Source organism: Thermostichus sp. OS-CIW-32 (assembly GCF_054060415.1).
This window is the reverse complement of the sequence record NZ_JBSSDD010000003.1, coordinates 242,079-266,038: the sequence shown is the minus strand read 5'-3', so window position 1 is coordinate 266,038 and position 23,960 is coordinate 242,079. Positions and strand designations below refer to the sequence as shown.

At 58.4% G+C, this 23,960-nt stretch carries 23 protein-coding genes and 2 tRNA genes; 14 read left to right on the top strand and 11 right to left on the bottom strand.

Features of this window, described 5'->3' with window-relative positions:
- Positions 1-471: 471 nt before the first annotated feature.
- Positions 472-597, bottom strand: coding sequence for a helix-turn-helix domain-containing protein (locus tag ACVWY8_RS06265; RefSeq protein ID WP_369791772.1), 126 nt, complete (start codon positions 595-597; stop codon positions 472-474).
- A gap of 166 nt (positions 598-763) precedes the next feature.
- On the opposite strand from ACVWY8_RS06265, the gene ACVWY8_RS06260 reads away from it, so the two are divergent.
- Together ACVWY8_RS06260 and ACVWY8_RS06255 are read left to right on the top strand one after the other, a co-directional pair.
- The gene (locus tag ACVWY8_RS06260; RefSeq protein ID WP_414331859.1) at positions 764-2,047 is read left to right on the top strand and encodes a competence/damage-inducible protein A; all 1,284 of its coding nucleotides are present in this window, start codon (positions 764-766) and stop codon (positions 2,045-2,047) included.
- Between the two features lie 102 nt (positions 2,048-2,149).
- Positions 2,150-4,318, top strand: coding sequence for a M48 family metalloprotease (locus ACVWY8_RS06255; RefSeq protein WP_457393550.1), 2,169 nt, complete (start codon positions 2,150-2,152; stop codon positions 4,316-4,318).
- 309 nt (positions 4,319-4,627) lie between these two features.
- On the opposite strand, the gene typA is transcribed toward ACVWY8_RS06255, so the two are convergent.
- From typA to glpX, 4 genes are all read right to left on the bottom strand, one after another.
- Positions 4,628-6,445, bottom strand: coding sequence for a translational GTPase TypA (typA, locus tag ACVWY8_RS06250; RefSeq protein ID WP_414387766.1), 1,818 nt, complete (start codon positions 6,443-6,445; stop codon positions 4,628-4,630).
- 168 nt (positions 6,446-6,613) lie between these two features.
- Positions 6,614-6,721 (bottom strand): photosystem II reaction center protein Ycf12/Psb30, encoded by a 108-nt coding sequence (gene psb30, locus ACVWY8_RS06245; RefSeq protein WP_011433833.1) that lies wholly within the window; start codon positions 6,719-6,721, stop codon positions 6,614-6,616.
- A 107-nt stretch (positions 6,722-6,828) separates the two neighbouring features.
- Positions 6,829-8,124 (bottom strand): glutamyl-tRNA reductase, encoded by a 1,296-nt coding sequence (locus ACVWY8_RS06240; RefSeq protein ID WP_414342169.1) that lies wholly within the window; start codon positions 8,122-8,124, stop codon positions 6,829-6,831.
- A gap of 325 nt (positions 8,125-8,449) precedes the next feature.
- Positions 8,450-9,493, bottom strand: a complete 1,044-nt coding sequence (gene glpX, locus ACVWY8_RS06235; protein ID WP_414342167.1) for a class II fructose-bisphosphatase — start codon at positions 9,491-9,493, stop codon at positions 8,450-8,452.
- Between the two features lie 258 nt (positions 9,494-9,751).
- Between glpX and ACVWY8_RS06230 the strand changes: the two genes are divergently transcribed.
- Entirely contained in the window at positions 9,752-10,027 is a 276-nt protein-coding gene (locus ACVWY8_RS06230; protein WP_414418702.1) for a DUF1830 domain-containing protein, read from the top strand.
- Between the two features lie 58 nt (positions 10,028-10,085).
- Here ACVWY8_RS06230 and ACVWY8_RS06225 read toward each other — a convergent pair whose 3' ends face one another.
- On the bottom strand, positions 10,086-10,352 hold the full coding sequence (locus ACVWY8_RS06225) for a hypothetical protein (protein WP_457393548.1): 267 nt from the start codon (positions 10,350-10,352) through the stop codon (positions 10,086-10,088).
- Between the two features lie 170 nt (positions 10,353-10,522).
- Between ACVWY8_RS06225 and ACVWY8_RS06220 the strand changes: the two genes are divergently transcribed.
- A complete protein-coding gene (locus ACVWY8_RS06220) occupies positions 10,523-11,131 on the top strand; it encodes a peroxiredoxin (RefSeq protein WP_011433828.1) in 609 nt (202 codons plus the stop codon).
- 167 nt (positions 11,132-11,298) lie between these two features.
- On the opposite strand, the gene ACVWY8_RS06215 is transcribed toward ACVWY8_RS06220, so the two are convergent.
- Entirely contained in the window at positions 11,299-11,724 is a 426-nt protein-coding gene (locus ACVWY8_RS06215) for a photosystem I reaction center subunit II PsaD (RefSeq protein ID WP_457385725.1), read from the bottom strand.
- A gap of 243 nt (positions 11,725-11,967) precedes the next feature.
- Here ACVWY8_RS06215 and ACVWY8_RS06210 point away from each other — a divergent pair, with 243 nt between their 5' ends.
- Positions 11,968-12,831 carry an arginase family protein gene (locus ACVWY8_RS06210; protein WP_457393546.1) on the top strand — a complete coding sequence of 288 codons (864 nt, stop codon included), beginning with the start codon at positions 11,968-11,970 and terminating at the stop codon, positions 12,829-12,831.
- 41 nt (positions 12,832-12,872) lie between these two features.
- Positions 12,873-13,511, top strand: coding sequence for a class I SAM-dependent methyltransferase (locus ACVWY8_RS06205; RefSeq protein ID WP_457393544.1), 639 nt, complete (start codon positions 12,873-12,875; stop codon positions 13,509-13,511).
- Between the two features lie 51 nt (positions 13,512-13,562).
- Here ACVWY8_RS06205 and ACVWY8_RS06200 read toward each other — a convergent pair whose 3' ends face one another.
- Positions 13,563-14,078 carry a TIGR02652 family protein gene (locus tag ACVWY8_RS06200; RefSeq protein WP_011433824.1) on the bottom strand — a complete coding sequence of 172 codons (516 nt, stop codon included), beginning with the start codon at positions 14,076-14,078 and terminating at the stop codon, positions 13,563-13,565.
- 301 nt (positions 14,079-14,379) lie between these two features.
- On the opposite strand from ACVWY8_RS06200, the gene rimP reads away from it, so the two are divergent.
- The 3 genes from rimP (at position 14,380) to ACVWY8_RS06185 (ending at position 18,269) form a co-directional block, all read left to right on the top strand.
- A complete protein-coding gene (gene rimP, locus ACVWY8_RS06195; protein WP_011433822.1) occupies positions 14,380-14,850 on the top strand; it encodes a ribosome maturation factor RimP in 471 nt (156 codons plus the stop codon).
- A 135-nt stretch (positions 14,851-14,985) separates the two neighbouring features.
- Positions 14,986-16,359, top strand: coding sequence for a transcription termination factor NusA (gene nusA / locus ACVWY8_RS06190; protein ID WP_414523088.1), 1,374 nt, complete (start codon positions 14,986-14,988; stop codon positions 16,357-16,359).
- Between the two features lie 293 nt (positions 16,360-16,652).
- Positions 16,653-18,269: a B12-binding domain-containing radical SAM protein gene (locus ACVWY8_RS06185; RefSeq protein WP_457393566.1), complete on the top strand. Its 1,617-nt coding sequence runs from the start codon at positions 16,653-16,655 to the stop codon at positions 18,267-18,269.
- A gap of 6 nt (positions 18,270-18,275) precedes the next feature.
- On the opposite strand, the gene ACVWY8_RS06180 is transcribed toward ACVWY8_RS06185, so the two are convergent.
- Together ACVWY8_RS06180 and ACVWY8_RS06175 are read right to left on the bottom strand one after the other, a co-directional pair.
- Positions 18,276-18,794, bottom strand: coding sequence for an inorganic diphosphatase (locus ACVWY8_RS06180; RefSeq protein ID WP_457393564.1), 519 nt, complete (start codon positions 18,792-18,794; stop codon positions 18,276-18,278).
- Between the two features lie 283 nt (positions 18,795-19,077).
- Positions 19,078-19,149, bottom strand: a tRNA-Asn gene (locus ACVWY8_RS06175).
- 224 nt (positions 19,150-19,373) lie between these two features.
- Here ACVWY8_RS06175 and yidC point away from each other — a divergent pair.
- From yidC to ACVWY8_RS06155, 4 genes are all read left to right on the top strand, one after another.
- Positions 19,374-20,564 carry a membrane protein insertase YidC gene (yidC, locus tag ACVWY8_RS06170; protein ID WP_011433818.1) on the top strand — a complete coding sequence of 397 codons (1,191 nt, stop codon included), beginning with the start codon at positions 19,374-19,376 and terminating at the stop codon, positions 20,562-20,564.
- 70 nt (positions 20,565-20,634) lie between these two features.
- A complete protein-coding gene (locus ACVWY8_RS06165) occupies positions 20,635-21,246 on the top strand; it encodes a Jag family protein (protein WP_414413913.1) in 612 nt (203 codons plus the stop codon).
- An 89-nt stretch (positions 21,247-21,335) separates the two neighbouring features.
- A complete protein-coding gene (locus ACVWY8_RS06160) occupies positions 21,336-21,824 on the top strand; it encodes a YceD family protein (protein WP_414381600.1) in 489 nt (162 codons plus the stop codon).
- Positions 21,825-21,832: 8 nt separating this feature from the next.
- Entirely contained in the window at positions 21,833-22,744 is a 912-nt protein-coding gene (locus tag ACVWY8_RS06155) for a homogentisate phytyltransferase (protein WP_457393542.1), read from the top strand.
- 49 nt (positions 22,745-22,793) lie between these two features.
- Here ACVWY8_RS06155 and ACVWY8_RS06150 read toward each other — a convergent pair whose 3' ends face one another.
- The gene (locus ACVWY8_RS06150; RefSeq protein ID WP_457393540.1) at positions 22,794-23,594 is read right to left on the bottom strand and encodes a photosystem II S4 domain protein; all 801 of its coding nucleotides are present in this window, start codon (positions 23,592-23,594) and stop codon (positions 22,794-22,796) included.
- A 68-nt stretch (positions 23,595-23,662) separates the two neighbouring features.
- Here ACVWY8_RS06150 and ACVWY8_RS06145 point away from each other — a divergent pair.
- A tRNA-His gene (locus ACVWY8_RS06145) sits at positions 23,663-23,735 on the top strand.
- The last annotated feature ends 225 nt before the right edge of the window (positions 23,736-23,960 follow it).

Below are 23,960 nucleotides of genomic sequence, written 5' to 3'. Positions count from 1 at the left end.
GTGGATCGAACTGCACGGGCGGTCGGAAGCAGGAACCCGCCGAGACGACTGCGCAAGGAGCCATCCATGCGTAGCGTGGTAGGAATCTCCGGCCTAAAGGCCGGGGAGGATGTCAATGCTTGTTTCCCGTACTGCTCAGCCACAGCCTCTGGCCGTTCCTGGAACGCACTACGCGCCCACCAGTAGCAAGCGCACCGTCTTGGCATGTAGCTGGCGCTGCTTTCTGACCGCTATCTTGGAGGTCTGAAACTTGAGCAGCAAGACAATAAACCAAGACAATAAACAATGTCAAATAATGTCAAAGAAAATGTCAAAGAATAAATGTCAAAGTTGTCCACCCAGAACCTGGCCGCCTTGGCGCTCATCCCGCAAGTCTTGAATGGGCCAACGCAAACAATGACTGCCACTTTCTGGTTTGGTACGGGACTGCCTTCGCCCAATCTGGTAGAGAAGGCAAGATGTGGTGAGTAGCTACTTGCATCCAGGTGGACGCTCGCCTTCTAAAGACTTCAGAAAATCTAGGGTGCGGTTATAAACAAACCGAGCTGTTCCCAACCACTGCTGCAGCGTCTGTCGCTGTTGTGCTGTCGGATACATCTCGTCCCCCAATCTTTTTGCCGGCGCCGGAGATGGAAACTTGCCGGTTGTCTCACCGCCATTTGGAATGGCCAACTGCAAGCCCAAAATCTGGGGGCGCGCAGGGAGGCCGAGACCTCCCTGCTTGTATACTTCTCTTGCGGCTGAGCTGAGCTCGAGGCCAAGCATGATCCCACCGCAAACTGCTATTCCCCAAGGGGCTGAGATCCTCTGCATCGGCACAGAATTGCTTTTGGGAGAGATCACCAATACCAATGCCCAGTACTTGGCAGCCGAGTTGGCGCAACTGGGGATCCCCCACTATTACCAAACGGTGGTGGGGGATAACGAGGCCCGCATTCACCACGCGCTGGAGGTGGCCTGTGGTCGTTCCAGCTTGATTCTGATCACCGGGGGTTTGGGGCCGACGCCGGACGATCTCACCCATGAGGCGCTGGCTTCCTTTTTTGGGGCGGAGATGGTGGAGCACCCCCAAGTGTGGGAAGAGATCCTGCAAAAGTACGGGCAGCGGGGCCTTGTGCCCTCGCCGAGCAATCGCAAGCAGGCTTTTCTGCCCCGGGGAGCGAGGGTGTTGCCCAACCCGCTGGGCAGCGCCTGTGGCCTCATCTGGCAGCCCCGGCCCGACCTGCACATTCTCACCTTCCCTGGGGTGCCGCGGGAGATGCAACACATGTGGCGGGAGACCGCCGTGCCTTATCTGCGCTCCATCGGCTGGGGAAAAGAGGTGTTCTACAGCCGGGTACTGCGCTATTGGGGCATTCCCGAATCGACGCTGGCCGAACGGCTGGGATCCCTGTTGGCGGGGGAAAACCCTACGGTGGCTCCCTACGCCAGCCAGGGGGAGGTACGCCTGCGGGTTACCGGACGTGCTCCCAGTCGTGAAGAGGCCCAAGCCTTGATCGCCCCGGTGGTGGAGCAGATTTTACAGATTTCTGGAGAAGACTACTTCGGCAGCGATGACGCCACCTTGGCCGGTGTGGTGGGGGAGCTGTTGCTGCAACGGGGTCAAACTCTGGCGGTGGCAGAATCCTGCACCGGCGGGCTGCTGGGGCAGTTGGTGACCGGGATCCCGGGCAGCTCCCGCTATTTTGTGGGGGGGATCGTGGCCTACGACAACCGCATCAAGGAGCAGCTTTTACAGGTGAATCCGGAAACCCTGCGACAGCACGGGGCCGTGAGCGAGGCGGTGGCCGCCCAAATGGCGCTGGGGGCCAAGCAAGTCCTGGGCTCCAACTGGGCCTTGAGCATCACCGGCATTGCCGGGCCAGAGGGAGGCACCGCCACCAAGCCAGTCGGTCTTGTGTATCTGGGTTTGGCGGATCCGCAAGGGAAGGTGGAAGTACACGAGTACCGGTTTGGCAGCCTGCGCGGCAGAGAGGGGGTGCGTTGGTGGAGCGCCCAGACGGCTCTGGATCGCTTGCGGCGGCGCTTGCTCTGCTACCCCCTTTAGGGGGGATCCAGTCTCTCGGGGTTGGATCCCTGAGTAAGCTGGGGGAGCAGATGGATCCAACCGATCTCCAGAAGCAGACCCTACCAGGCAAGGAGCAAGCCGATGATCCCCGATGCCGTCCAGGCGGGCAAGGAAGCCCTGCGGCAGGGCCGCCTTCAAGAGGCCATCCAACTTTTTGAAGGCTACCTGGCCCAATCCCGTCAGCAGGACAAAGCATTAGGGATCCCGGCAGACTCATCTGACGGCGAAGCCCTGGAAGCCCAAATGAACCTGGTGCGGGCCTACCACCAGTTGGGCCAGACGGAGAAGGCACGGTCCCTCTGCCTAGAGCTGCTGCAACACCCCAACCCCCAGGCGCAAGGCTGGGCCAAGAAGATCTTGCTTCGCCTGCTCACTGCAACAGAGTCCCTGGCTGCTCCGTCCGCCAAACCTGTCGAACCGCGTTCTGCTCCCCCAGAGGAGCCGTCTCCTGGAGCGGGATCCCTGTCCACCCGTCAACGGGCCGCCCAACTGGGTATGAAGATCCCCCTGCCGGAGCGGGCCGGCCCCCTGCATTGGGCCAAGTGGGGATCCCTAGGGGTGGGCATTGTCTTCCTTTGGTGGCTGAGCTTTGTGTTGGTAGGCAGCCATCTGGATTTTGGCCGGCTGAGTTTTCCGCGGCAGCTTTGGTTTTTGCAGGGGTTGCTGCCCTGGCTGCGCAATGGCCTGCGGTGGTTGGTGGCCGGCAGCCTGGCGGTCAACTTTGGAGTAGGCCTTCTCTTTTTTGCCCCCTGGCTGATGGATCAGCTCCACCAACGGCTGCACAAGTTGCGTTGGGCCAGGCTTGGCGAAATCGAACGCCACAGCCCCGAAACGGCGCGCCTGCTGCAGCGCATCTGTGCCCAAAACCAGCTAAAACAGCCCCGACTGGGGGTGATCCCGGATGCTGGGCCGCTGGCCTTTGTTTACGGCACTTTTTCTGATGGCTGCCGCATTGTGGTCACCCAAGCCCTGTTGCAGCAGCTTTCTGAGGATGAGATTGCCGCCGTCTACGCCCAGGCCCTGGGGCGAATTGTTAATGGAGATATCCTGGTCATGACCCTGCTGGGATCCCCGATTCAACTGGTTTACCTGGCCTTGGAGCAGGTGAGCAAGCTGGGGGAGGGGCGCGGCCAAAGTCGGCGGCGGGATCTGATCGGGCATGTGGCCCCTCTGCTCTACCTCATCTACACGGTGCTTTCCTATCCCCTGTTTTTCCTCTCGCGCCTGGGCACCTACCATGCCGACCATTTTGCCGTACAGGCAACCGGCAACCCGAACGGGCTGATCGCTGCTCTGCTCAAATCGGCTGCCGGCTTACAAGAGGCCCACAAAAACGACCGCCGACCTTCCTCGCTGTTGCACTGCACCCGCCTGTTCAGCTTTTTGGACTTCAAAACCATCGCCGCTGCCAGTGCTGCCGCCCGCCTCCAGGATCCCTCCCAAGCTGGCCAAGTCTTTCTTTGGGATCAAATCAACCCTTGGGCCCGCTGGATGCAGGTCAATTCCAGCCATCCGCTGCCGGGGCACCGCTTCAAGGTCTTGGCGGGATATGGAGAGCGGCTGCGCCTCCTGCCGGAGCTGAGCCTGGGATCCGGGTCCAAATTGGATGTGGCCCGCCTGCAAAGCCGGTTTTGGCTGGATCTGGCCATCTACGCAGCCGAAGTGGTCGGGATCCTCATTGGCTGGCTGGTGGGGCTGATCCTCTACCTGCTGCTGCAAAACCGTCTCGATCCCAAGGTGATCGCGGCAGCAGCGGTGGTGGGCTACGGGGTGGGCTTGTGGGCCAAAGCGGGGTTGATGTACGGGGGATCCCTGCCGGCAAGGCCGACGGATGTGCTCAGCTTGCTGGCGGATCCCGACGCGGATCCCCGCCGCGGACAATGGGTGGAGCTGGAGGGGGAGTTGGTGGGACTGGGCCCCTCCGGCTATCAACTGGGGGCAGAGCTGAAGCTGCAAGAGGCCACAGGGCTGATCCCGGTGCGCTTTACTTCCCCTTTGGGGCCGGTGGGCAATGTCTTTTCCGGCCTGAAGCGGATCCGCGCCCTGGTGGGCCGGCGCGTCAAAGTGGTGGGCTGGTTCCGCCGCGGCAATACTGCTTGGGTGGATCTGGCCTACGTCCAGGTGGGATCCAATAAGCTGCACAGCCGACCGCGCCTTTGGCTGGTTGTGTTCGGCTTGGGAGTCATCCTGCTGGGGATTTGGGGGGCGTTCTATTTCCCCAACTTGGCCTCTTACCTGCGGCGGTGGTGAGCCAGGCTGATACATTTACGCTGAACACTGCTGAACATCACTGTTCAACTATGCAGCGATAGCATTCTGTTTGTTTCCAAACAGAATGGCGGTATCCCGCAAAGCTTTGAGTAGAATACCCAAAGCGCAGTTTCCGTGTCGTCTTACTACCAATTTTCTGCTTTGCTTTGGCTACCATGTTGGCAGACTCGAAAGTAAACAGAAAGATCAACTGGTAGTAATCCGTACTGAGCATATTATACATTATTTTCAGTATAGTTGAGCTTATTATTGACTAGAGTCATGCTCTCTTCCAGTTGGCTGAGAAAACTAGCGGCGAGAGGGCGTTAACTGTGCCTTGCGCAGGCGCACCGACTGGGGCGTGATCTCCACCAGCTCATCCTCGCCGATGTATTCCAAAGCCCGCTCCAGGGTCATCTCCACCGGCGCTTGCAAGTGCACCAGCTCCTCCCCGCCCGCAGCCCGGTGGTTGGTCAGTTGCTTGGTCTTGCAGACGTTCAACTCCAAGTCCTGGGGACGGTTGTGCTCGCCCACGATCATGCCCTTGTAAACGCGGGTACCTGGCGTAATAAAGAATACACCTCGATCTTCCGCATTCTTGAGGGCATAGGTAGTGGCCACCCCTTCTTCAAAAGCAATCAGCACCCCGTTGCGGCGCATTTCCATCTCAGAGGTCAGGGGACGGTATTCCAAAAAGCTGTGGCTCATGATCCCCTCGCCGCGGGTGATGCGGATAAACTCCCCCCGAAAGCCGATCAGCCCTCGCGCCGGAATGACAAACTCCAGCTGAGCCCGACCATCGGATCCCACCATCATGTTCTGCATTTCTCCCCGCCGTTGCCCCAGCCGCTCGATGCAGGCCCCCACCGTCGCTTCCGGCACATCCAGCACCAAACACTCATAGGGCTCATAGGGCTGGCCGTTGACCTCGCGGAAAATTACCTTCGGTTGCCCCACCTGAAACTCATAGCCTTCCCGCCGCATGGTTTCTAGCAGGATGCCCAGGTGCAGCTCGCCCCGCCCCGACACCAAAAAGCGATCCGGCGAATCGGTTTCTTCCACCCGCAGCGCCACGTTGGTTTCCAGCTCCCGCATCAGGCGCTCCCGCAGTTGCCGCGAAGTTACAAAAGTACCCTCTTGCCCGGCGAAGGGGGAGTCGTTGACGCAGATCATCACCTGCAATGTGGGCTCGTCCACTTTGATGAGCGGCAGAGCCTGGGGATTCTCGGGAGAGGTGAGGGTATGGCCGATGTTGGCCTCGGCAAACCCCGCCACGGCGACAATGTGGCCGGCGGTGGCTTCCGTCAGCTCGATGCGCTGCAGGCCCTGAAAGCCGAACAGCTTGGTTACTTTGCCCTTGGCGATGGATCCATCCTCTTTCACCACTGCCAATGGATCCCCCAGGCGGATGGTGCCGTTGTGGATCTTGCCGATCACAATCCGGCCCAGGTATTCCGAATACTCCAGCGTGGTGACCTGCAGCTGCAGGGGCTTGCCGGGATCCCCAATGGGAGGTGGGACATGCTTGAGAATGGCCTCGAAAAGAGGCTTCATATCCAGGGATCCGCTGTACTTCCCTTCCAGAAAGTCTTTGAGATGGGCTTCTTCCAGGGCAAAGCCGCGCAACCCAGAGGCAAATAGATAGGGGAAGTCGCACTGGTCTTCGTCTGCCCCCAGCTCCAAGAACAAATCCAGCACCTTGTCGACGGCTTTGTAGGGCTCGGCGCGAGGCCGATCAATCTTGTTGACCACCACAATTGGGCGCAGGCCCTTCTCCAAGGCTTTGCGCAGCACAAAGCGGGTTTGCGGCATCGGGCCTTCGTTGGCATCCACGATCAACAAGCAGCCCTCCACCATCCCCAGCACCCGCTCCACCTCGCCCCCGAAATCGGCGTGGCCAGGGGTGTCGACGATGTTGATCAAGGTTTCGCCGTAGCGGACGGCTGTGTTTTTGGCCAAGATGGTAATGCCCCGCTCCCGCTCCAGCGTGTTGGAGTCCATCACACAGGTGGGAATGTCTTCCCCCTCCCGAAAGATGCCCGCCTGGCGTAACAGGGCATCCACAAGGGTAGTTTTGCCGTGGTCGACGTGGGCGATGATGGCAACGTTGCGGATGGGGAGTGACATATTAACCATTGACCAGCAGGATGTCGCCCTACAAGCAGGAGTGCCTTAGGGATTTCTTTACAACTCTAACGCAAAGGAGCGTTACGTTGCTAAACACTCCTGGCTTTGGGCTTAGCCCCAGCACTCCCAAAGGGTTATCCCGACTGCCTCAATATCCAGAGGGATCCCCTACATATCGGCGCCGCGCAGATAGAGCAGCAGGATGACCGCCGGGCCTGCCAAGACAATCAAGGCCAGCAGGGCCAACTGCACAAAAACTTCGTATTGTCCGAACATAATCCCAGATCCTGTTGCTTACGCTTTGTATCCTAAGGGGTGCCCTCCACCCCAGATGGGAGAGCTGTTACAATTCTTCAAGTCATGCGCTCTTCGCCAAGGGATCCCTAGCGCTCCTGCTGGGCTTGAAACACCACCGGATCCAGGTTGAACAGTTCCTGCAAGATCCGCATGGCTGCCCGCCGCGCCTCAATATCCCGTTTGGCCCGCAGTTGCACCATCGGGTCGTGCAGGATCTTGTTGACGATGCCGCGGGTCAAGGCGTCGATCACCTCCAGGTGCTTCTCGGCAAAGTCCTTGCCCAGGCGGGAGAGAGCTTTTTCCATCTCCTGCTCGCGGATGGACTCCACCTTGTGGCGCAGGCTGGAAATGGTGGGCACCGTCTCCAGAGAACGCCACCACTCCATGAATTGATCCACCTCTTCTTCCACCAGGGCTTCGGCAGCCAGAGCCAGCTTTTGCCGTTGGGCGCGGTTTTCTTCCACGATGCGGGAGAGGTGATCCACATTGAACACCTGTACCCCCTTCAGCTTTTCCACGTCGGGATCGATGTTGCGGGGCACAGAGATATCCACCAACAACAGCGGCTGATCTGGCTGCAGCACCCCTGCCAGTTGCTGGTAGGTGAGGATCGGCTGGGTGGCACCGGTGCTGGTGAAGACCAAGTTGGACTCGGCCACGCTGCTCAGCAGCGACTCCCAGGGCAACACCTGGATCGGCTGCTCGAATTGCTTGGCCAGGGCTTCGGCCCGCTCCAGGGAGCGGTTGACCACCGTGATATCGACTGCCCCTTTGGCCAACAGGTGCTGCACCAACAGACGGGCCATTCTCCCCGCCCCCACCACGGTAACTTTGCCCTGAGAGAGGGATCCCTGCTCTTGCAGAGCCAACTCCACCGCTGCCGAGCTGATGGACATGGCGCCGGTGCCGATCTCCGTTTCGGTACGGACGCGCTTGCCGGCGGTAATGGCTGCCTTAAAAAGGCGATTGAGGATGCGATCCATGCCGTTGCAGGCTTGGCCCAGCTGCTGGGCTTTTTTTACCTGCGAGAGGATCTGCCCTTCTCCCAGCACCAAGCTATCTAGTCCGGCAGCCACCCGCATCAGGTGGGTTACCGCATCCTGGTAAAGAAGGGTAAACAGGTGCGGACGCAGTTGGGGCAAGGGGATCCCTTTCAGCTCAGCCAAGAACTGCATCGTCTGCCGGACACCACTCTCCATTTCTGAGGTGACGATGTAGACCTCCAGCCGGTTACAGGTGCTGAGGATCGCAGCCTCCTCAATGTGGGGGTGGGCGCGAAGCTGCTGGATCGTCTCTCCCACCTCCGCCTCCGCGATGCTGAGGCGCTCCCGAATCTCCACAGGAGCTGTGCGATGGCTAAGACCGACAACCGCGATAAACATGCCTCTCCGTCGTCTGTACAGCAACAGCAAAAGTTATTAAAAACAAAAACTCTGAACAAAAGCAAATATTGTTTCAGAAAGAAGGCAAAAGCTGTAACCGATATGGGGGATCCCTTGACTCGGTTCCAGCAAGCTTAGGTAACTTTTCTCAGCCTACCTAAACCCTAAGACCAGTATCGAACCGGTTTTGCCGGATTTTGCTGAAGAGTTATTACGTTTTCACGGGTTGGGGCTTGATAGATTTCGTAACTTTCCCAAAAAGGCAAGGGCGACCTTCACCAGGGGAAAGCCGCCCCGATCTGCGAGGATGTTAGATAGGGATCCCTTAGCGCAGCTGCAGTCCGCGGGGCTGCTGGCCATCTTTCATGTGGATGGTATCCACAAAGCGCACCGTGCGGGATTGGCTGGAGATCACCAAGGTCTCGGTGCGGGCCCCGCCCCCGAAGAAGCGCACCCCGCGCATCAAGTCGCCATCGGTGATCCCGGTGGCAGCAAAGAGCACTTCCTTGCCACTGGCCAGCTCTTCACACTCCCACACCTTGTCGGGATCCTCGATGCCTTTTTCTTTGAGTTCCCGTCGCGTTTCCTCCACGGGTGGCAAGTAGGTGCCTGCCTGAACCACCTCGGGATCGTAGATCAGCCGACCTTGGAAGTGGGCGCCCAAGCACCGCAGAGCGGCTGCCGAGATCACCCCCTCAGGAGCAGCTCCGATCCCCATCAGGGCATGAATGCCGGTGCCATTGAAGCCTGCCGAGAGAGCCGCCGAGATGTCGCCATCGGTAATCAGCTTCACCCGCGCCCCCGCCTCTCGAATTTGGCGAATCAGATCGAGGTGGCGCTTGCGATCCATGACCACCACCGTCAGATCCGACACCTCCCGATCCAGGCTTTCGGCGATGATCTTGAGATTTTTCTCTGGCGGATAGTCGATGTGCACCTTGCCCTTGGCCTGGGGCGGAGCCGCCAGCTTTTGCATGTAGATGTCCGGGGCATGGAGAAGGCCACCTTTCTCAGAGATGGCCAGCACCGCCATAGAGCCGTTTTGGCCTTTGGCCACCAGGTTGGTGCCCTCGCAGGGATCCACAGCAATATCGATCTCCACCAGCTCTTCCACACGGCAGAACTGCTCAGCATCCGGGCGGGTACAGATGCCCACTTCTTCGCCGATGTAGAGCATGGGGGCCTCATCGCGGGTTCCTTCCCCGATGACGATGCGACCGCGCATAGGGATCTGGTTGAGTTTCTCCCGCATGGCCTCTACAGCCACCTGGTCGGCGGTCTTGTTGTCCCCTTTGCCCATCCAGCGGGCGGCGGCAATGGCAGCCTGCTCCACGACTTCGATGATCTCTAGCCCCAACTTGTTGTCCACGATGTGCCCCCTTGCTGATCTCGGAATGGTGAAGGCCAACTTAAGGATATCTTCAGACTCTTCCCCTCAGTTTACCAGGGCAGGCTTCTCCTCGGGATCCCATTCTCTCAACCCCAATAAGCTGAGAGAACAAATCTCCCAAAGCCAGTCAGGAAGAGCGATCCCCGTCCTGGCGGCTTACTATTGCCGCTTGGGGATCAGGGATGGTAGCCTATTTTAAGGGCAATAAGTTTTTCTTAACACCATTAAAAAAACGCAATGAAAAGATACGCTTTTGTCAACCGTTCCGGACAGGTTCAGGTGATCCGAACGATCCCCGGCCACTGGGAGCGCACCCTCTTCCCCGGCCAGCAGGCGATCTTTGAGGCGGAGCCGGACGACTATCTGGAAGTTTACAGTTGCTGCTGCTCCACCGCCATCCTGGAAGAGCGCCGCCTCTGTCGCTATCTGGTGGATTCTTCCTCGCCTGAGGTTGACCTCTACCTATGGTCATCTTCACACCGGGGAACTCTGGCGGATGCGTTGAACGGTTGACAGGCTCTAGCGGCTGGCTGCCCCATAGGGGCAAGAGGACTAGGTTTGCCCAGGATAACTAGATTGGGGATCGCTTCTCCTGAGGCCGATCCCCGAGTTTTTCAGAGGGCGGACGCGGCTCTGGAGAAGGGGCATCGGGGGGATGGGTCAGGCAACTGCCCCGCGCAGCATTGCGAAAGGTATCGATGCGCTCCACACAATTTTGATGGCCGCAATAGGGGCAATACAGGCGATCCCCAGGTTGGGGCTCCACATCGGCCTGGCTCCACCACCGCCGACAGCGGTCACAACAGAAGTGATAGAGGAACTCCAGCGCCACCCTCATGACAACAGGATCCCTTGCAGAGCCGAACCGATCAGCATGGAAAAATGGGGATTATCCGGATCCCAGCAGTTGGGATCCGTCGCTATCTATCGAGTTAAGGCAGAGTCATTATGAGTATGGTATGTTAGGTTTGGTTTACATTTGCACTTTACCGCAAGGAGCGTTGATTTATGTCTCAGGAAGGATGCCTGCGAGTGGGGCAGCCCGCTCCCGATTTTTCCGCCACCGCCGTCTATGACATGGAATTCAAGACGGTGAAGCTCTCCGACTACAGGGGTAAGAAGTATGTGGTGTTGTTTTTCTACCCCTTGGACTTCACCTTTGTCTGCCCAACGGAGATCACGGCCTTCAGCGACCGCTATGACGACTTTGCCAAGCTGGATACCGAGATCCTGGGTGTTTCAGTGGATAGCGAATACTCTCACCTGGCCTGGATTCAAACCGACCGCAAGGCTGGAGGGGTGGGTGAGCTGAGGTATCCTCTGGTCTCTGACCTGAAAAAGGAGATCAGCGCTGCCTACAATGTCCTGGATCCGGAAGCGGGTGTGGCGCTGCGCGGCCTGTTCATCATCGACAAAGAAGGGATCATCCAGCACGCCACCATTAACAACCTGGCCTTTGGCCGTAGTGTGGATGAAACCTTGCGCACCCTGCAAGCTATCCAATACGTGCAATCTCACCCCGATGAAGTTTGCCCGGCCAACTGGCAGCCCGGCCAGAAAACCATGCACCCCGACCCAGTGAAATCCAAGGAGTTCTTCGCGGCGATTGCCAAGTAGGTTAGCCCCTGGGATCCCTGGCTACATATAGGAGATCCCCAGCGCTTCCGGGCGTAGCTTCAGCTCAAGGTGGGCTGGAGCTTTTTTGTCGAAAACAGGCAAGCAAAAGATCCCCCGACCTTGCTAGGGGATCCTGAAACCCAGTAGGGAGCGAAGCTGTGGGGAGTTCAATCCCAGGGTTTCCCGCCGGTGAACTTGTAGGTAATCGGCTCTTTGTTTTTGCCGATGTTGCGATCCACTTTGCCGATGGGCTCGCGGCCTTCGTTGACCTTCTCAGGAAAAACGCCATCTTTGGGATGCACCAACACAGGCTCTCCACCCGCCGGAATGCGGAAGATCTGGTAGTCGTTGATCTTGTAGTCGGATCTCAACTGGGCACCCAGCGCCAAACACTGCTCTTTGCGGGCAAAGGTGAGAAAGTTTTTGCCTTCCACCATCTCGGCAGCGCCGCCGGTAGGCATTTCAAACACCTGCCCCGGCTTGCCCGTCCAGGTGATGACGTATTTTTCTTCGGTTTCGGCTGCGCTCAACAGCCCTCCGGTGGATCCCCCAAATAGAGGCAGCTTTGCTCCCTGACGAGGATCGCCTTCCATCACAGCCATAGTCTACCTTTCTCAACTCGTTGTGGTTTGCGGTGGTTTGCCTTGTCCAAACCGCGGTTTGCGGCGCGAAGCACTTTGAATCTACCACTGACTCGATTTTTGGCCCCAGTTCCGCCTGGGAACTGTAATCTTTCGTAGCAGACTGGCTGGCCCTCAGACGGATCCCTGGGCGCCCTGTAGGCCACCATAGAACAAGCCGGAGACCCACAGCTTTCTGGAAAAGGAACAACGCCCATGGCCCAGTGGTCCCTCCATCCCAGCTCGCAATCCAACGCTAGGGTCATTCTCATTCCCACCGCCTTTGGCCACGATACTCAGGCTCCGATGGCCATTCTCAATGCCGGTTCGGAGCTGTGTGCCTTCGAGCCGAGGTTGGGGATCGATGTGGATAAGCTGGCGGTGGCGCAGTTGCCGGGGCTGGTGGATGAGCCTCCCTACGGCATGTGTGAGGCGGCGGTGACTCAAGCTTGGAGACGACAACAATGGCCGGTGCTGTTGCCTTCGGTCTTGGCCGCCAGTTGGGGGGCCATTCGTGCCCTCTGGAAGCACTACCCAACTCTGAGTGTGGTGCATTGCAGCGCTCATGCCAACCTGATGCCGCCCCCAGAGACGACCCAGCCGGATCAAGATACAAGCTATGGCAGTGCTGCCTGGGTGGAGTTGCTCTACCAGCACATGCTGCCGGTGATCCATGTGGGGTTGCGCAGCGGCAGTGCGCGGGCCTACGCATGGCTGAAAGCCCACCACAGCCCAATATTCTGGGCCCAAGATGGCTGGGATCCCCAGCAGGTGGTGGCCTCTTTGCCGGATCAACCGGTGTTTTTGGTGGTGGACTGCAGTGTGCTGGATCCTTCCTTGGCGCCCGCCGTGCATCACCCAGAGCCAGGGGGGGTGAGTTGGTTGCAACTGTTGCAGACCTGTGAGGCCATCTTTGCTGCTCGTCCTGTGGTTGGCCTTTCGCTGGGAGGGGTGGCGGTGGGATCCGCAACGCGGCAAACCGCTCGCGTGGTGGCCCGCCTGCTCAATTGGTTGCTGGCCTGCTATGCCCTCCACTCCCTGAAGGTGACCGCTCAACCGCAACCTGTCCAGACGGTTTAAGCTGCTCAAAGATGAATGCCTGAATATCTGGGAATGGTTGCATGAACCTCTATCGCCGAGTGATCTTCCCGCAACTGTTGGATCTGGCCCTCTCGGGGGAACGGATAGAGCGCTATCGGCGGCAGCTTCTGGCCCATGTGCAGGGATCCGTTCTGGAGATTGGTTTTGGCACCGGCCTCAACCTACCCTGCTACCCAGAGCACATTCGCAAGATCACAGGGGTAGACCCCAATCCCGGCATGGGATCCCTGGCTCGTCGGCGCATTGCCTCTTCTCCCATCGCCGTTGATTGGCAGGTGGCGGATGCCCAGGAACTGCCTTTTCCAAGCCAGAGTTTTGATAGCGTGGTCAGCACCTGGACATTGTGCAGCATTCCCAATGTGGCCAAGGCTTTGAGAGAGATCCGGCGGGTGTTGCGAGCAGGGGGAAAGCTGTTTTTTCTCGAACACGGCCTCAGTGAGGATCCCCAGGTGCAAAGATGGCAAAATTGTCTTAACCCTATACAAAAGGTAATCGCAGATGGCTGCAACCTAAACCGAGATATGGCTCGGTTGATCCAGGGAGCGGGGTTTCGGTTTGAGCAACTGGAGCGGTTTTATATGCCTGACCAGCCGAGATTCATTGGCTACACCTATCAAGGCATAGCGCTTCCCGCCGCGGAAGGAAACTTCCAGTTCTAGAAGACTTGAGCAGCCACCAATTTTCCAACAGCTCTCTACCTGTTCGCCTTTCTAATCACACAGTTGCAGACGGGATTGCGGCTGCCGCATGGCCGGGTCGATCTCGTAGGTCAGCTCAAAGTTGATCACCCGCCAGCGCTGAGGGGATCCACCCCTATCCTCTGGGATTTGGGAGCTGAAGCTGACGGGCAAGCCATAGAGGCGAGGTGGGCCAGGACGACGGTGGGATCCCTGCTCCAGATAAGGGGTGAGCAGCTGGCGGTAGCGCTCGGCCACGATCACCTGAGTGGCTCGCATTCCTTGCATGCGCAGCCGATCCAACTCTTCATGAATCTCAAAACGGATCCCATCGGCGTGGGTGTGCTGACGAAACCAGCGACCTTCCCAAAAGCGCCAGCGCCGTCCGGATTGCAGGTGTACCAGCTCCTCTTGTTCAGCATCCGCCTCAAATGCACCATGGCGAGGGCAGAGGTAGGTATCGGTCAGGGTGAGGGCCGCAATCGTTTGCCGACAGTGGGGGCACTGAATGCTGGGGCCGAAGATCGGGTAGGAAAAGGCAACAGTCATAGGAAACCCCACAAAACGCGGCTGGATATCTGGGCAAATCCGCAGTTGTCCACATTATAGATGTTGCCTTTTGGAGATCCCCATGACAAAACCGGAGGAGATCTTCTAAATTAGGAGGTAGGGGGGATGCGCTCGAAGTCTGTACTGATTCTGGGCGAGCCTCAAGGAGCTCCGCGATAGCAACGGGGAGTGGGTGGTACCCACTTCTTTGCTTTTTGAGGGGGCTTACTGTCCCCTTTGCCAGCTCCGGCTCAAAGGGGTTTGGATCTGGCGGCAACACCCGGTTGGTGACAAGTTGGTTATGGTTCACCCTCTTATTCCACAGTTGGAGAGCTTGGCCCGTCCCTTGGCCGCTCAACTGGGATACCAGTTGGTGCAGATGGTTTTCCACACCAACCAGCATCCGCCAGTTCTGCGGGTGGATATCCGCCCACTGGATCCCGACCGAGAAACCAGCCATGCCGATTGCGAAGCCATGAGCCAAGCCTTAGAAGTCGAGCTGGATCGGGTGGATCTGATCCCAGGCCAGTACGTGTTGGAGGTGTCCAGCCCTGGCATCAGCAACCTTCTCACCAGCGATCGCGACTTTGTGGTTTTCAAGGGATTCGCGGTGGAGGTGACCTTGGATCCACCCTACAAGGGCAAAGCCGTTTGGTCAGGACACCTGCTGGGTCGGGATGAGGAGAGGGTTGCCTTATCCCTCAAGGGGCGGCGAGTTCAGTTGCCCCGCGCTTCGGTGCAGCGGGTTGCCCTCTCATCGGAAACTGACTAGGAGACCGGAGATAGAGAGAGCGTTTGACCGCAGGTGGTGCGGCCCTCCCTTCGCATCAGAGATGCGGGTTCAGTTCCCGCTGTGGAGCAATAGCAACAGCAAGTTTCACGAAGTTTGTGCAGGAGGACAGTGGTTATGGCGATGGTGCCTCTGCCGGGTTTGGCGGAAATGGTGGAGATGATCTCGCGGGAGCGCAACTTGCCCCGCCATGTGGTCACCGATGCCCTGCGAGAGGCGCTGCTCAAGGGCTACGAACGCTACCGCAAAACCATCCAGCGAGATGTGGTCTTTGCAGAAGACCACTTCCGCAATTTCGATGTGGAGTTGGATGTGGAGGCAGGAGGCTTTCGCGTTTTGGCCACCAAAGCCATCGTTGAGCAGGTACAGGATCCGGATCACGAGATCTCTCTGTACGACGTGCAGCAGGATTACCCAGAAGCCGAAGTAGGCTGGGAAGTCACAGATGATGTCACCCCACAACAGGCGGAATTTGGCCGCATGGCGGCCATCCAAACCAAGCAGGTGCTGGCGCAAAAGTTACGGGATCAGCAGCGCCGTCTGATTCAGGAAGAGTTCCGCGATCTGGAAAAAACCGTACTGCAGGCACGGGTGCTGCGCACCGAGCGGCAGACGGTGATCATGTCGGTATCCAGCGGTTTCGGACAACCTGAGGTGGAAGCAGAACTGCCCAAGAAGGAACAGCTGGCCAGCGATCGCTACACTCCCAACGCGGTGATGAAGGTCTATCTCAAGAAAGTCTATGAGGGATCCCGGCGGGGGCCACAGCTTTTGGTTTCCCGGGCCGATGCTGGCTTGGTGGTGAACCTGTTTGCCAACGAGGTGCCAGAAATTGAAGAGGATATCGTGCGGATTGTGGCAGTGGCGCGGGAGGCCAACCCCCCTTCCCGAAATGTGGGGCCACGTACCAAGATTGCGGTCGATACGGTGGAGCGGGACGTGGATCCAGTGGGGGCCTGTATTGGCGCGAGGGGATCCCGGATTCAGGCGGTGGTAGCGGAGCTGCGCAACGAGAAAATCGATGTCATCCGCTGGTCGCCGGATCCTGCCACCTACATTGCCAACGCCCTCAGCCCGGCCAAGGTGGTGGAGGTGCGGCTAGTGGATCCGGAAATCCAGCAAGCTCATGTGTTGGTCAACAGCGACCAGCTCAGTTTGGCCATTGGCAAAGAGGGGCAAAATGTGCGCCTGGCAGCCCGCCTCACCGGTTGGAAAATCGACATCAAGGAAGTGGAGAGCTACCGCGCAGCGCTGGAGGAGGCCCAAGCCCAAGGGTTGCCCTATCCCTTCATCACTCCAGCGGCACTGGAGCGCTTCCAGCGGCGGGCAGAGCGGGCTGCTTTGGGCCTAGAGGATGAGGAATACGAAGAAAAGCGCCGCCTGGAGGAAGAGGAGCTGGCGGGGGACGAGAGGCTGGAAGAAGACTGGGCTGACGAAGAGGAGGACTTCGACTACGACGCCGAGTTCGACATTGCCCAGCCGAAGGGGTAATGATATACGCTCTACCCTCACTTTGCCCGTACACTTTGCTCGTAGAGGGCGGCTTCTGCCGGAAGTCTGGGCTTTGGAATGAGTTTTGCTGCAGGGGATCGCGGTTGCACCGAGACCGCAATGGCGCATGTGGGGTTTTCCTGCCTGCTTGGGCAGAACTGCCCTGTTCCGGCAATCTGCATTGGTGAAAGATGCTAGCTTTTGTTAGCATGCAGGAGCCAAAAAAGTTCGGCAGGCAAATCAAAACTCTTCCGAGCCAGAACCCAAACCTCAATCCAACACAGCGGGATCCCTTGGCTACCCCAGAGTTTGCCCTGGAGCAGTTGCTCTTCGCCCCGGCCACGCCTGACCCCGACGCGGTGCGGGTAATCTATGCCTTTCCCAACACCTACGCAGTGGGGATCACCAGCCTGGGCTATCAAGTCATCTGGAGTCTGCTGGCCAGCCGCCGAGATGTGGCCGTCTCCCGCCTCTTTACGGATCTGGCTGAGCCCCTGCCCCGGGAGCCGGAGCTGTTCGGCTTTTCCTTGTCCTGGGAGCTGGACTATGTTCATATCCTGGCTCTGCTGGAACGACACGGGATCCCTCCCAGATCTGAGGAGCGGGAAGAAGCCCACCCCTTGGTCTTTGGCGGCGGCCCGGTACTGACGGCCAACCCTGAGCCCTTTGCCGAGTTTTTTGACCTGATCTTGCTGGGGGATGGGGAAGGTCTTCTGGAGAAGATGATTGAGATCTATCGGCAGGTGCGCCAGGGATCCCGGGCTGAGAAATTGCAGGCGCTAGCGCAGGTGCCAGGGATCTATGTGCCCGGCTTGTATGAACCCCAATACCGGGAGCCCGACGGCCCGGTGGAGAAGGTGCTCCCCAAAGTGGCCGGGATCCCTAGCTCCATTCGCAAACACACCTTCCGCGGCAACACCCTCTCGGTTTCCACAGTAGTCACCCCCAAAGCGGCCTGGGAGAGCATCTACATGGTGGAGGTGGTGCGCAGTTGCCCGGAGATGTGTCGGTTTTGCCTGGCCAGCTATCTCACCCTGCCTTTCCGGGTGGCGGATGTGGAGGGGCATTTGATCCCGGCGGTGGAGCGGGGGCTGCAGGTTACCCAGCGGATTGGGTTGCTGGGGGCTTCGGTAACCCAACACCCGCAATTCGAGCAGTTGCTGGAGCACTTGGCCCAGGATCGCTTCGAGCAGGTGCGTCTCAGTTTGGCCTCGGTGCGCACGGCTACCGTAACTCCACGTCTGGCGCAGGTACTCTCCCGCCGGGGCAGCCAGTCCATTACGGTGGCCATCGAAAGTGGCTCAGAACAACTGCGCCAGATCATCAACAAGAAGTTAAGCAACCCGGAAATCTTGGCAGCAGCAGCCCACGCCCAGGCTGGAGGTCTGAAGGGCATTAAGTTCTACGGCATGGTAGGGATCCCGGCGGAAACCCAGGCAGATCTGGAGGCCACAGTAGCCCTTTTCCAAGAGCTCAAAAAAGCGGCTCCCGGCCTGCGCCTGACGCTGGGTTGCAGCACCTTTGTGCCCAAAGCCCACACCCCTTTTCAGTGGTACGGAGTGGATCCCCAAGCCGAGAAAAAACTGCAGTTTTTCCAGAAACATCTGCGTCCCCTGGGGGTGGAGTTGCGCCCGGAAAGCTATAGCTGGTCCGTGATCCAGGCCCTCATCTCGCGAGGGGATCGGCGGGTGGGAAAGGTCTTGCAGTTGGCGCGGGACTTTGGGGAATCCTTGGGGAGCTACCGGCGGGCTTTCAAAGCGCTTAAAGGGCAACTGCCGCCCCTAGACTACTACGTGCACAGCCACTGGGATCCAGCGGATCCCTTGCCTTGGCAACACATCGAAGGGCCCCTCACCCTGGAGCGACTGTTGCAACATCGCCAGGAAGCTCTTTCTGTTCGTATCTCTTGAAAATACCTATTTGGGTTGTTTGCAAGCTGCGATGCTGCTGGCAATAATCGCCTCGGTTTCGGCCAAGCCTTTCCAGCCCAAGATCTGGGTTTCTTTCTTTTCCAAGCGCTTGTAGGTGGCGAAAAACTCCGCAATCTCATCCAGGCGGTGCTGGGCGATGTCTTCCAGCTTGGTCACTGCAGCATAGCGGGGATCCTTGGCAGGCACACACAGCAGCTTCTCATCGGGATCCCCGCCATCGATCATCTGCAACATGCCCAAGGGGCGCACCGTGACCACACACCCTGGGAAAGTAGGCTGATCCATGATCACCAAGCCATCCAAGGGATCCCCATCCCCGGCCAGCGTATTGGGCACAAAGCCGTAGTCGTAAGGGTACTGCACCGAGGAGTAGAGCACCCGATCCAGCGCCATCGCTGCCATGTCTTTGTCGAACTCATACTTGTTTTTGCTGCCGCCGGGAATCTCAATCAAGAGGTTGAGCAGGCCGGGCTTGGGTTGGGCAGGGATCCGCGACAGGTCGATCACAGCAAGCACCCTCGGATTGGGAATAGACAGCCAGAGGGTATTCTGACATACTCCTTGCCCCAAAGGACAGAGACTCTTGACACTTGCCGGGAACAGGCGGGACGAAACCCTTAGCCGCCTTCACATTGCTTCACATTATTTTCTCCACGTCTGGCTCAGCGTCGCATCTTCCTCGACGAGATGGGAGACTGGGTTTTCTCTCCCCCTTTCCCTCAGCAGGCCCAGAGCCGCCTGGAAGGATAGGGTTCCGGATCCGGCTTCCTTGATTGGCTCAGACATACTCCCCGGGCAAGATTCGAACTTGCGACCAATCGGTTAACAGCCGACCGCTCTACCGCTGAGCTACCGAGGATCAAGCGTTTCTCATCATAGGGGAAAAAAGGACTGCTAGGCAACTGCCGGCGGGGGGTTCTTGTTGGGCCTTGGGATCCCTGTTCAGTGGAGCGGGCTTGATTTTGCTCAATTGCTCGCCTTTCTCAGGTCTATCTGACGGATCCAGGGGACAAACCCTGAAAACGCCCTCGTCAACCGAACGGAAGCCATTACAATGGTTACGGACATTTGCCAGCGCCCCTCATGGACTTCGGAGTCGGATTTCTCTCCAACAACGTCATGCTGCCGATCCTGGATTTTTTCTATGGGATCGTGCCCAGCTACGGACTGGCCATCATCTTCCTGACGTTGGTGATCCGCTTTGCCCTCTACCCGCTCAATGTGGGATCCATCCGCAACATGCGGCGCATGAAGGTGATCAGCCCGGTGATGCAGCGGCGGATGCGAGAACTCCAGGAGAAATACCGAGACGACCCGCAGAAGCTTCGGGAAGCCCAGGCCAAGCTTTACAGCGAGCTGGGGGCCAATCCCTTGGGGGGCTGCCTGCCACTGCTCATTCAAATGCCGGTGCTGTTTGCCCTGTTTGCCACCCTGCGGGGCTCCCCCTTTGCAGCGGTGACCTACGATGTCAACTTGCAGATCCTGCCGGCGGAAATGGCGGCTGAGGTGGTGCCCGCCCCCTACGTCAGCCCCAGCAAGAACATTTTTGTCACCGACTCTCTTCACAAGCCGGTGGTGCTGGTGGAACCCAAAGGCACCAAGGTTGCCGTTGGGGAGGAGGTGCAATTTCTGCTTCAAGGGCCGGGGGGCAAGCCTTTTGAGCAGTTGGTGGCCGAAGCGGGTGGGGATCCCAATCTGTTACAGCCCACCTGGAAGATCACCAAAGGAGAAGATCGTGCCCAGATAAAGCCGGATGGCACCTTGCTGGCTCTGCAGCCGGGGGATGTGACCGTGCAGGTGTCTATTCCCGGTTTGGCCTCTGAGACTGGCTTTCTGTTCATCGACAAGTTGGGCCGTGTGGGAGCCTTCGACGAGGATGGCACCATCCACTGGGATATCATCGCCATGATCGTCATCTTTGGGGTGTCCATTTACCTGAACCAGTACCTAACCAATGCCGGACAGGATACCGGCAAAGAGGATCCCAGCCAAAGTTCCATGGCTCGCATCACCCCTGTGCTGTTCTCGGCGATGTTCCTGTTCTTCCCTCTGCCGGCAGGGGTTTTGCTCTACATCCTCGTCTCTAATATCTTCCAAACGGTGCAGACTTTCCTGCTCTCGCGGGAGCCGTTGCCGGAGAACTTACAGCAGTTGGTGGAAGAGGAGCGCCGTCGGGCTGCCCAGGCGATCACGGTGGAGGCCAAGGAAGTGGAAAAATCGACCAAGCCCAGAGCAGCCAAGGAGGGACGGGAATCCTTGCCCTTTGAGCCCTAGGGGATCCTCGCTGTTGGGGTGGACTTGTGGTGGAGTGTTGATACCTCTTCAAAGTTGGAAGCTGCCCAGGATGAGCCGTCCTAAGTCTTCTACGGGATCTGCTGCTAAGAAATCTGAGGGAACCGTTGCCCCTTCGCCAAACAAGTCCACCTTTGCGGCCAATCAAGAGCGAGCCAGGCAGTGGTTACAGCAGGTGCTGGCGGCTATGGGGATCCCAGCGGCGGTGCGGGTGGTGGGGGAGGTGCTGGAAATTGAGGCAGACTCTTTGACCCCAGCTCAGAAGCGGCTGCTGTTGGCGAAAGCCCCCCCCTTGCCCTCTCCATCTTCCAGAGATTCCCCTCAAGAGGAGGATCGCTCCCCCGTGGTGCTGGATGCGTTGCAGTACCTGGCCAACACCCTTCTCAACCTGAACCAGCCGGAAGACCAGCAGCAGCCCTACATTTTGGATTTGGACGGCTATCGGCAGCGGCGTTTGCAGGAGCTGAAGGTTTTGGTTGCCGCTGCTGTGGAAAAGGTGAGGGCCACTGGCCGGGAATACGAGTTTCCCGATCTCTCGGCTGCCGAGCGTCGGCAAATTCATACTCTCTTGAATGACCCTGCCTATGCCGATCTGGAAACTTTCAGCCGTGGCAAAGAGCCTGACCGGCGCTTGGTTATCCGTCGGGCAGCTTCCCCATCTTGAGAGTGGGCAGAGGGCTGGGAACAAGTTGGCCCTCTTGCTACGGTGACGACAGGGATCCCTGCTACCCAAAACGCGTGAAGGGGGGTGCCATGCTGAGGCCAATTCGTCTATCGGATCTGCGGCAGATGCCCGGTCAAACCCAAGAATTGCAGTTTAGGCAGTTTTTTTCGGGCTTTGAGAGTTTGACCCCTGTGGAGGGATCCCTGGAAGTCAGCCATCGGGGCCATTTTCTCGAAGTGAGTGCTGAAGCTCGTACCATTGTCACCCTCACCTGCCACCGCTGCCTACAGCAGTTCAACCACCGGCTGCACCTGGAAGTTGAGGAGATCATTTTGATTCGGGATCCCGAACCTCTCCCCTTGGAGCTGGAATTGCAAGACGAAGAAGATCTGCTGGAGAGCCTGCCCCCCAATGGTGAGCTGGATGTCGAAGACTGGATGTACCAGCACCTGCATTTGGAGATGCCCCGCCAGTTGCCCTGCCGTCCCGACTGTCCGGGTATTGCGGTGGAAGCTACAGCACCAACGGCGGATCCCCGCTGGGCAGCCCTAGCTTCTCTCCTGGAAGACTCTCCCTAGCTTTTTTGATGTTGCGCCCACAAGTTCTCTGGCGTTTTGCTCGACCCCACACCGTCTACGGCACCAGCGCCAGCGTGGTGGGCCTCTACCTGTTGGCGGGGTTTGTGGCTGCCGGATCCCTGCAACCGGTTCTCTCGGCGCTGCCCCAGTTGGTCTGGGCTTGGGCGGCCTGTCTGGCGGCCAATGTCTACATCGTCGGCTTGAATCAACTGACGGATATTGAAATCGACCGCATCAACAAACCCCATTTGCCCTTGGCTGCTGGATCCCTGGGTTGGCGACAGGGGGTGGGGATCGTCGTGGGTTGTGGAGCGGCGTCCGTCCTACTGGCCATGGCCGGGATCCCCTACCTGCTGCTGACGGTGCTTTTGAGCAATGGGATCGGCACGGCCTATTCGCTGCCCCCCTTGCGGTTGAAGCGTTTTCCGCTGGCGGCCTCGGCTTGCATCTACAGCGTGCGCGGCTTGATCGTCAATTTGGGCCTTTACAGCCATTTTCAGCAGGTGATGCAGGGAAGGGTCGAGCTTTCAGCCCCGATTGTTTGGCTGACGGGGTTTATGTCGATTTTTGGGCTGGTGATCGCCCTTTTCAAAGATATTCCCGACATGGAGGGGGATCGCCAGTTTGCCATTGCCACCTTCTCGCTGCGCTTTGGGCCAGGGCGGATCTCAAGGTTTTGTATCGGCATTTTGGCCTTTTGCTATCTGGGATTTATCGGGGTGGGGATCTCTTTTCTCCTTGCGGGCAACGGCCTCTGGCTGTTGGTGAGCCATGTGTTGGGGCTGGGGATCCTCTTGGGCTATGGTGTCCATCTGGATCTCAGCCATCGGGAGGCGATTGTTGGCTATTATCAACTGATCTGGAAGTTGTTTTACTTGGAGTATTTGCTTTACCCTTGGGCCTTTTTCTCTTTTTTCTAGAGCATTTTCCTGGAGGTAACGATCTCCCCAAACTCAGACAGGAAAAAATCTAGAGATACCGCGTCATTTGCACTCGAAAGCGGCCTTTTTTTGTTTCGGCTACCTCTTCAATTTGCAGCCGACCACGACCGCGAATGGCAATCCAATCCTGAGGGCCAACGGTGTAGCTGGCTTGGGTAATGGGCTTCCAATTGACCCGCACTTCCCCCCGTTGGATTTCTTCCACCATTTTGCTGCGGGAGATGCCAAACCCAGCTGAGGCTACCGCATCCAAGCGCAAAGAGGCTTCTATGCTGGTGATGGATTTGACGCGGGGGGGTTGAATGTTCAACTGGCTCAGGGGGATCCGGCTCACTTTGACAGGCACTGTGCGCACCTGCGTCAGGTTTAGGGCGAGGTAGTCCACCATTTCGGGCACAACGATGGCCTGGGCGCCTGAGTCTCCCAACACAAGGATATCTCCCACTTTCTCGCGGGCGATGCCGGCTCCCAAAAGGGCTCCCAGAAAATCGCGGTGGGTGGCCGGGTCGAACAGAAAGTTGCCCTGAATCTGAATGGCGGCCAATGGGATCCCTTCTTGGTCGGGCTTGGGATCCCGGACATCCAGACCCACCTCAGAGCGGGCCAGGGCTATGCGTTGGCGTTCTGCTTGGGGGTACCCTCCCCAGGCCCCCACTTGTAGTTCGGTCAAGTTGCACAGCCGAGCTTGCACCTCTGCTATTTCCGGTGGAGAGAGGAAGTCGCTCCAGACCACTTGCCAGGTTTTGAGAGCTTGCTCTCCCAAATCCAAGACCCGTGCCAAGGTTTCTCGATGCTCTGCCCCTTGCAACAAATCGGCTCTGGGTAGCATTTGGGGTGCTTCGACCTTTGTAGTTCAGTCCCGTTTTTCCCATGCTAAGCTAGATAGCCGGAATCACGGCGGGCGTAGCCAAGCGGTTAAGGCAGAGGATTGTGGATCCTCCATTCGTGGGTTCGAGTCCCATCGTCCGCCCTTGAGGGAAATCGCGAAAATCCAGTCAGGGCAAGGGCTGCAGAGGCCAGTCCATCTATCTAGACCCTGCCCAATGAAAACAAGCAACACCCCATCTGGACGCAAAAATCGCGAAGGGAGTCGTCAAGGCAATCTGCAGCCCCTGGCTCTCCCCCTCAAAACAAGCTCGGTTAGGGTCGTTTCAGGTTAGGGTGAGCTTCTGGCCCCCTGCATTATTGCTCCGCA

Coding starts and splice junctions, on each gene's coding strand:
- psb30 (WP_011433833.1), bottom strand. CDS start 6,721: ATGTTCGGACAATACGAAGTTTTTGTGCAGTTGGCCCTGCTGGCCTTG.
- ACVWY8_RS06150 (WP_457393540.1), bottom strand. CDS start 23,594: ATGCTACCCAGAGCCGATTTGTTGCAAGGGGCAGAGCATCGAGAAACC.
- ACVWY8_RS06225 (WP_457393548.1), bottom strand. CDS start 10,352: ATGAGGGTGGCGCTGGAGTTCCTCTATCACTTCTGTTGTGACCGCTGT.
- typA (WP_414387766.1), bottom strand. CDS start 6,445: ATGTCACTCCCCATCCGCAACGTTGCCATCATCGCCCACGTCGACCAC.
- ACVWY8_RS06155 (WP_457393542.1), top strand. CDS start 21,833: ATGTTGCGCCCACAAGTTCTCTGGCGTTTTGCTCGACCCCACACCGTC.
- ACVWY8_RS06215 (WP_457385725.1), bottom strand. CDS start 11,724: ATGGAAGGCGATCCTCGTCAGGGAGCAAAGCTGCCTCTATTTGGGGGA.
- ACVWY8_RS06260 (WP_414331859.1), top strand. CDS start 764: ATGATCCCACCGCAAACTGCTATTCCCCAAGGGGCTGAGATCCTCTGC.
- ACVWY8_RS06160 (WP_414381600.1), top strand. CDS start 21,336: ATGCTGAGGCCAATTCGTCTATCGGATCTGCGGCAGATGCCCGGTCAA.
- nusA (WP_414523088.1), top strand. CDS start 14,986: ATGGCGATGGTGCCTCTGCCGGGTTTGGCGGAAATGGTGGAGATGATC.
- ACVWY8_RS06220 (WP_011433828.1), top strand. CDS start 10,523: ATGTCTCAGGAAGGATGCCTGCGAGTGGGGCAGCCCGCTCCCGATTTT.
- ACVWY8_RS06165 (WP_414413913.1), top strand. CDS start 20,635: ATGAGCCGTCCTAAGTCTTCTACGGGATCTGCTGCTAAGAAATCTGAG.
- ACVWY8_RS06265 (WP_369791772.1), bottom strand. CDS start 597: ATGTATCCGACAGCACAACAGCGACAGACGCTGCAGCAGTGGTTGGGA.
- rimP (WP_011433822.1), top strand. CDS start 14,380: ATGGTTCACCCTCTTATTCCACAGTTGGAGAGCTTGGCCCGTCCCTTG.
- ACVWY8_RS06240 (WP_414342169.1), bottom strand. CDS start 8,124: ATGTTTATCGCGGTTGTCGGTCTTAGCCATCGCACAGCTCCTGTGGAG.
- ACVWY8_RS06200 (WP_011433824.1), bottom strand. CDS start 14,078: ATGACTGTTGCCTTTTCCTACCCGATCTTCGGCCCCAGCATTCAGTGC.
- yidC (WP_011433818.1), top strand. CDS start 19,374: ATGGACTTCGGAGTCGGATTTCTCTCCAACAACGTCATGCTGCCGATC.
- ACVWY8_RS06230 (WP_414418702.1), top strand. CDS start 9,752: ATGAAAAGATACGCTTTTGTCAACCGTTCCGGACAGGTTCAGGTGATC.
- ACVWY8_RS06205 (WP_457393544.1), top strand. CDS start 12,873: ATGAACCTCTATCGCCGAGTGATCTTCCCGCAACTGTTGGATCTGGCC.
- ACVWY8_RS06255 (WP_457393550.1), top strand. CDS start 2,150: ATGATCCCCGATGCCGTCCAGGCGGGCAAGGAAGCCCTGCGGCAGGGC.
- ACVWY8_RS06210 (WP_457393546.1), top strand. CDS start 11,968: ATGGCCCAGTGGTCCCTCCATCCCAGCTCGCAATCCAACGCTAGGGTC.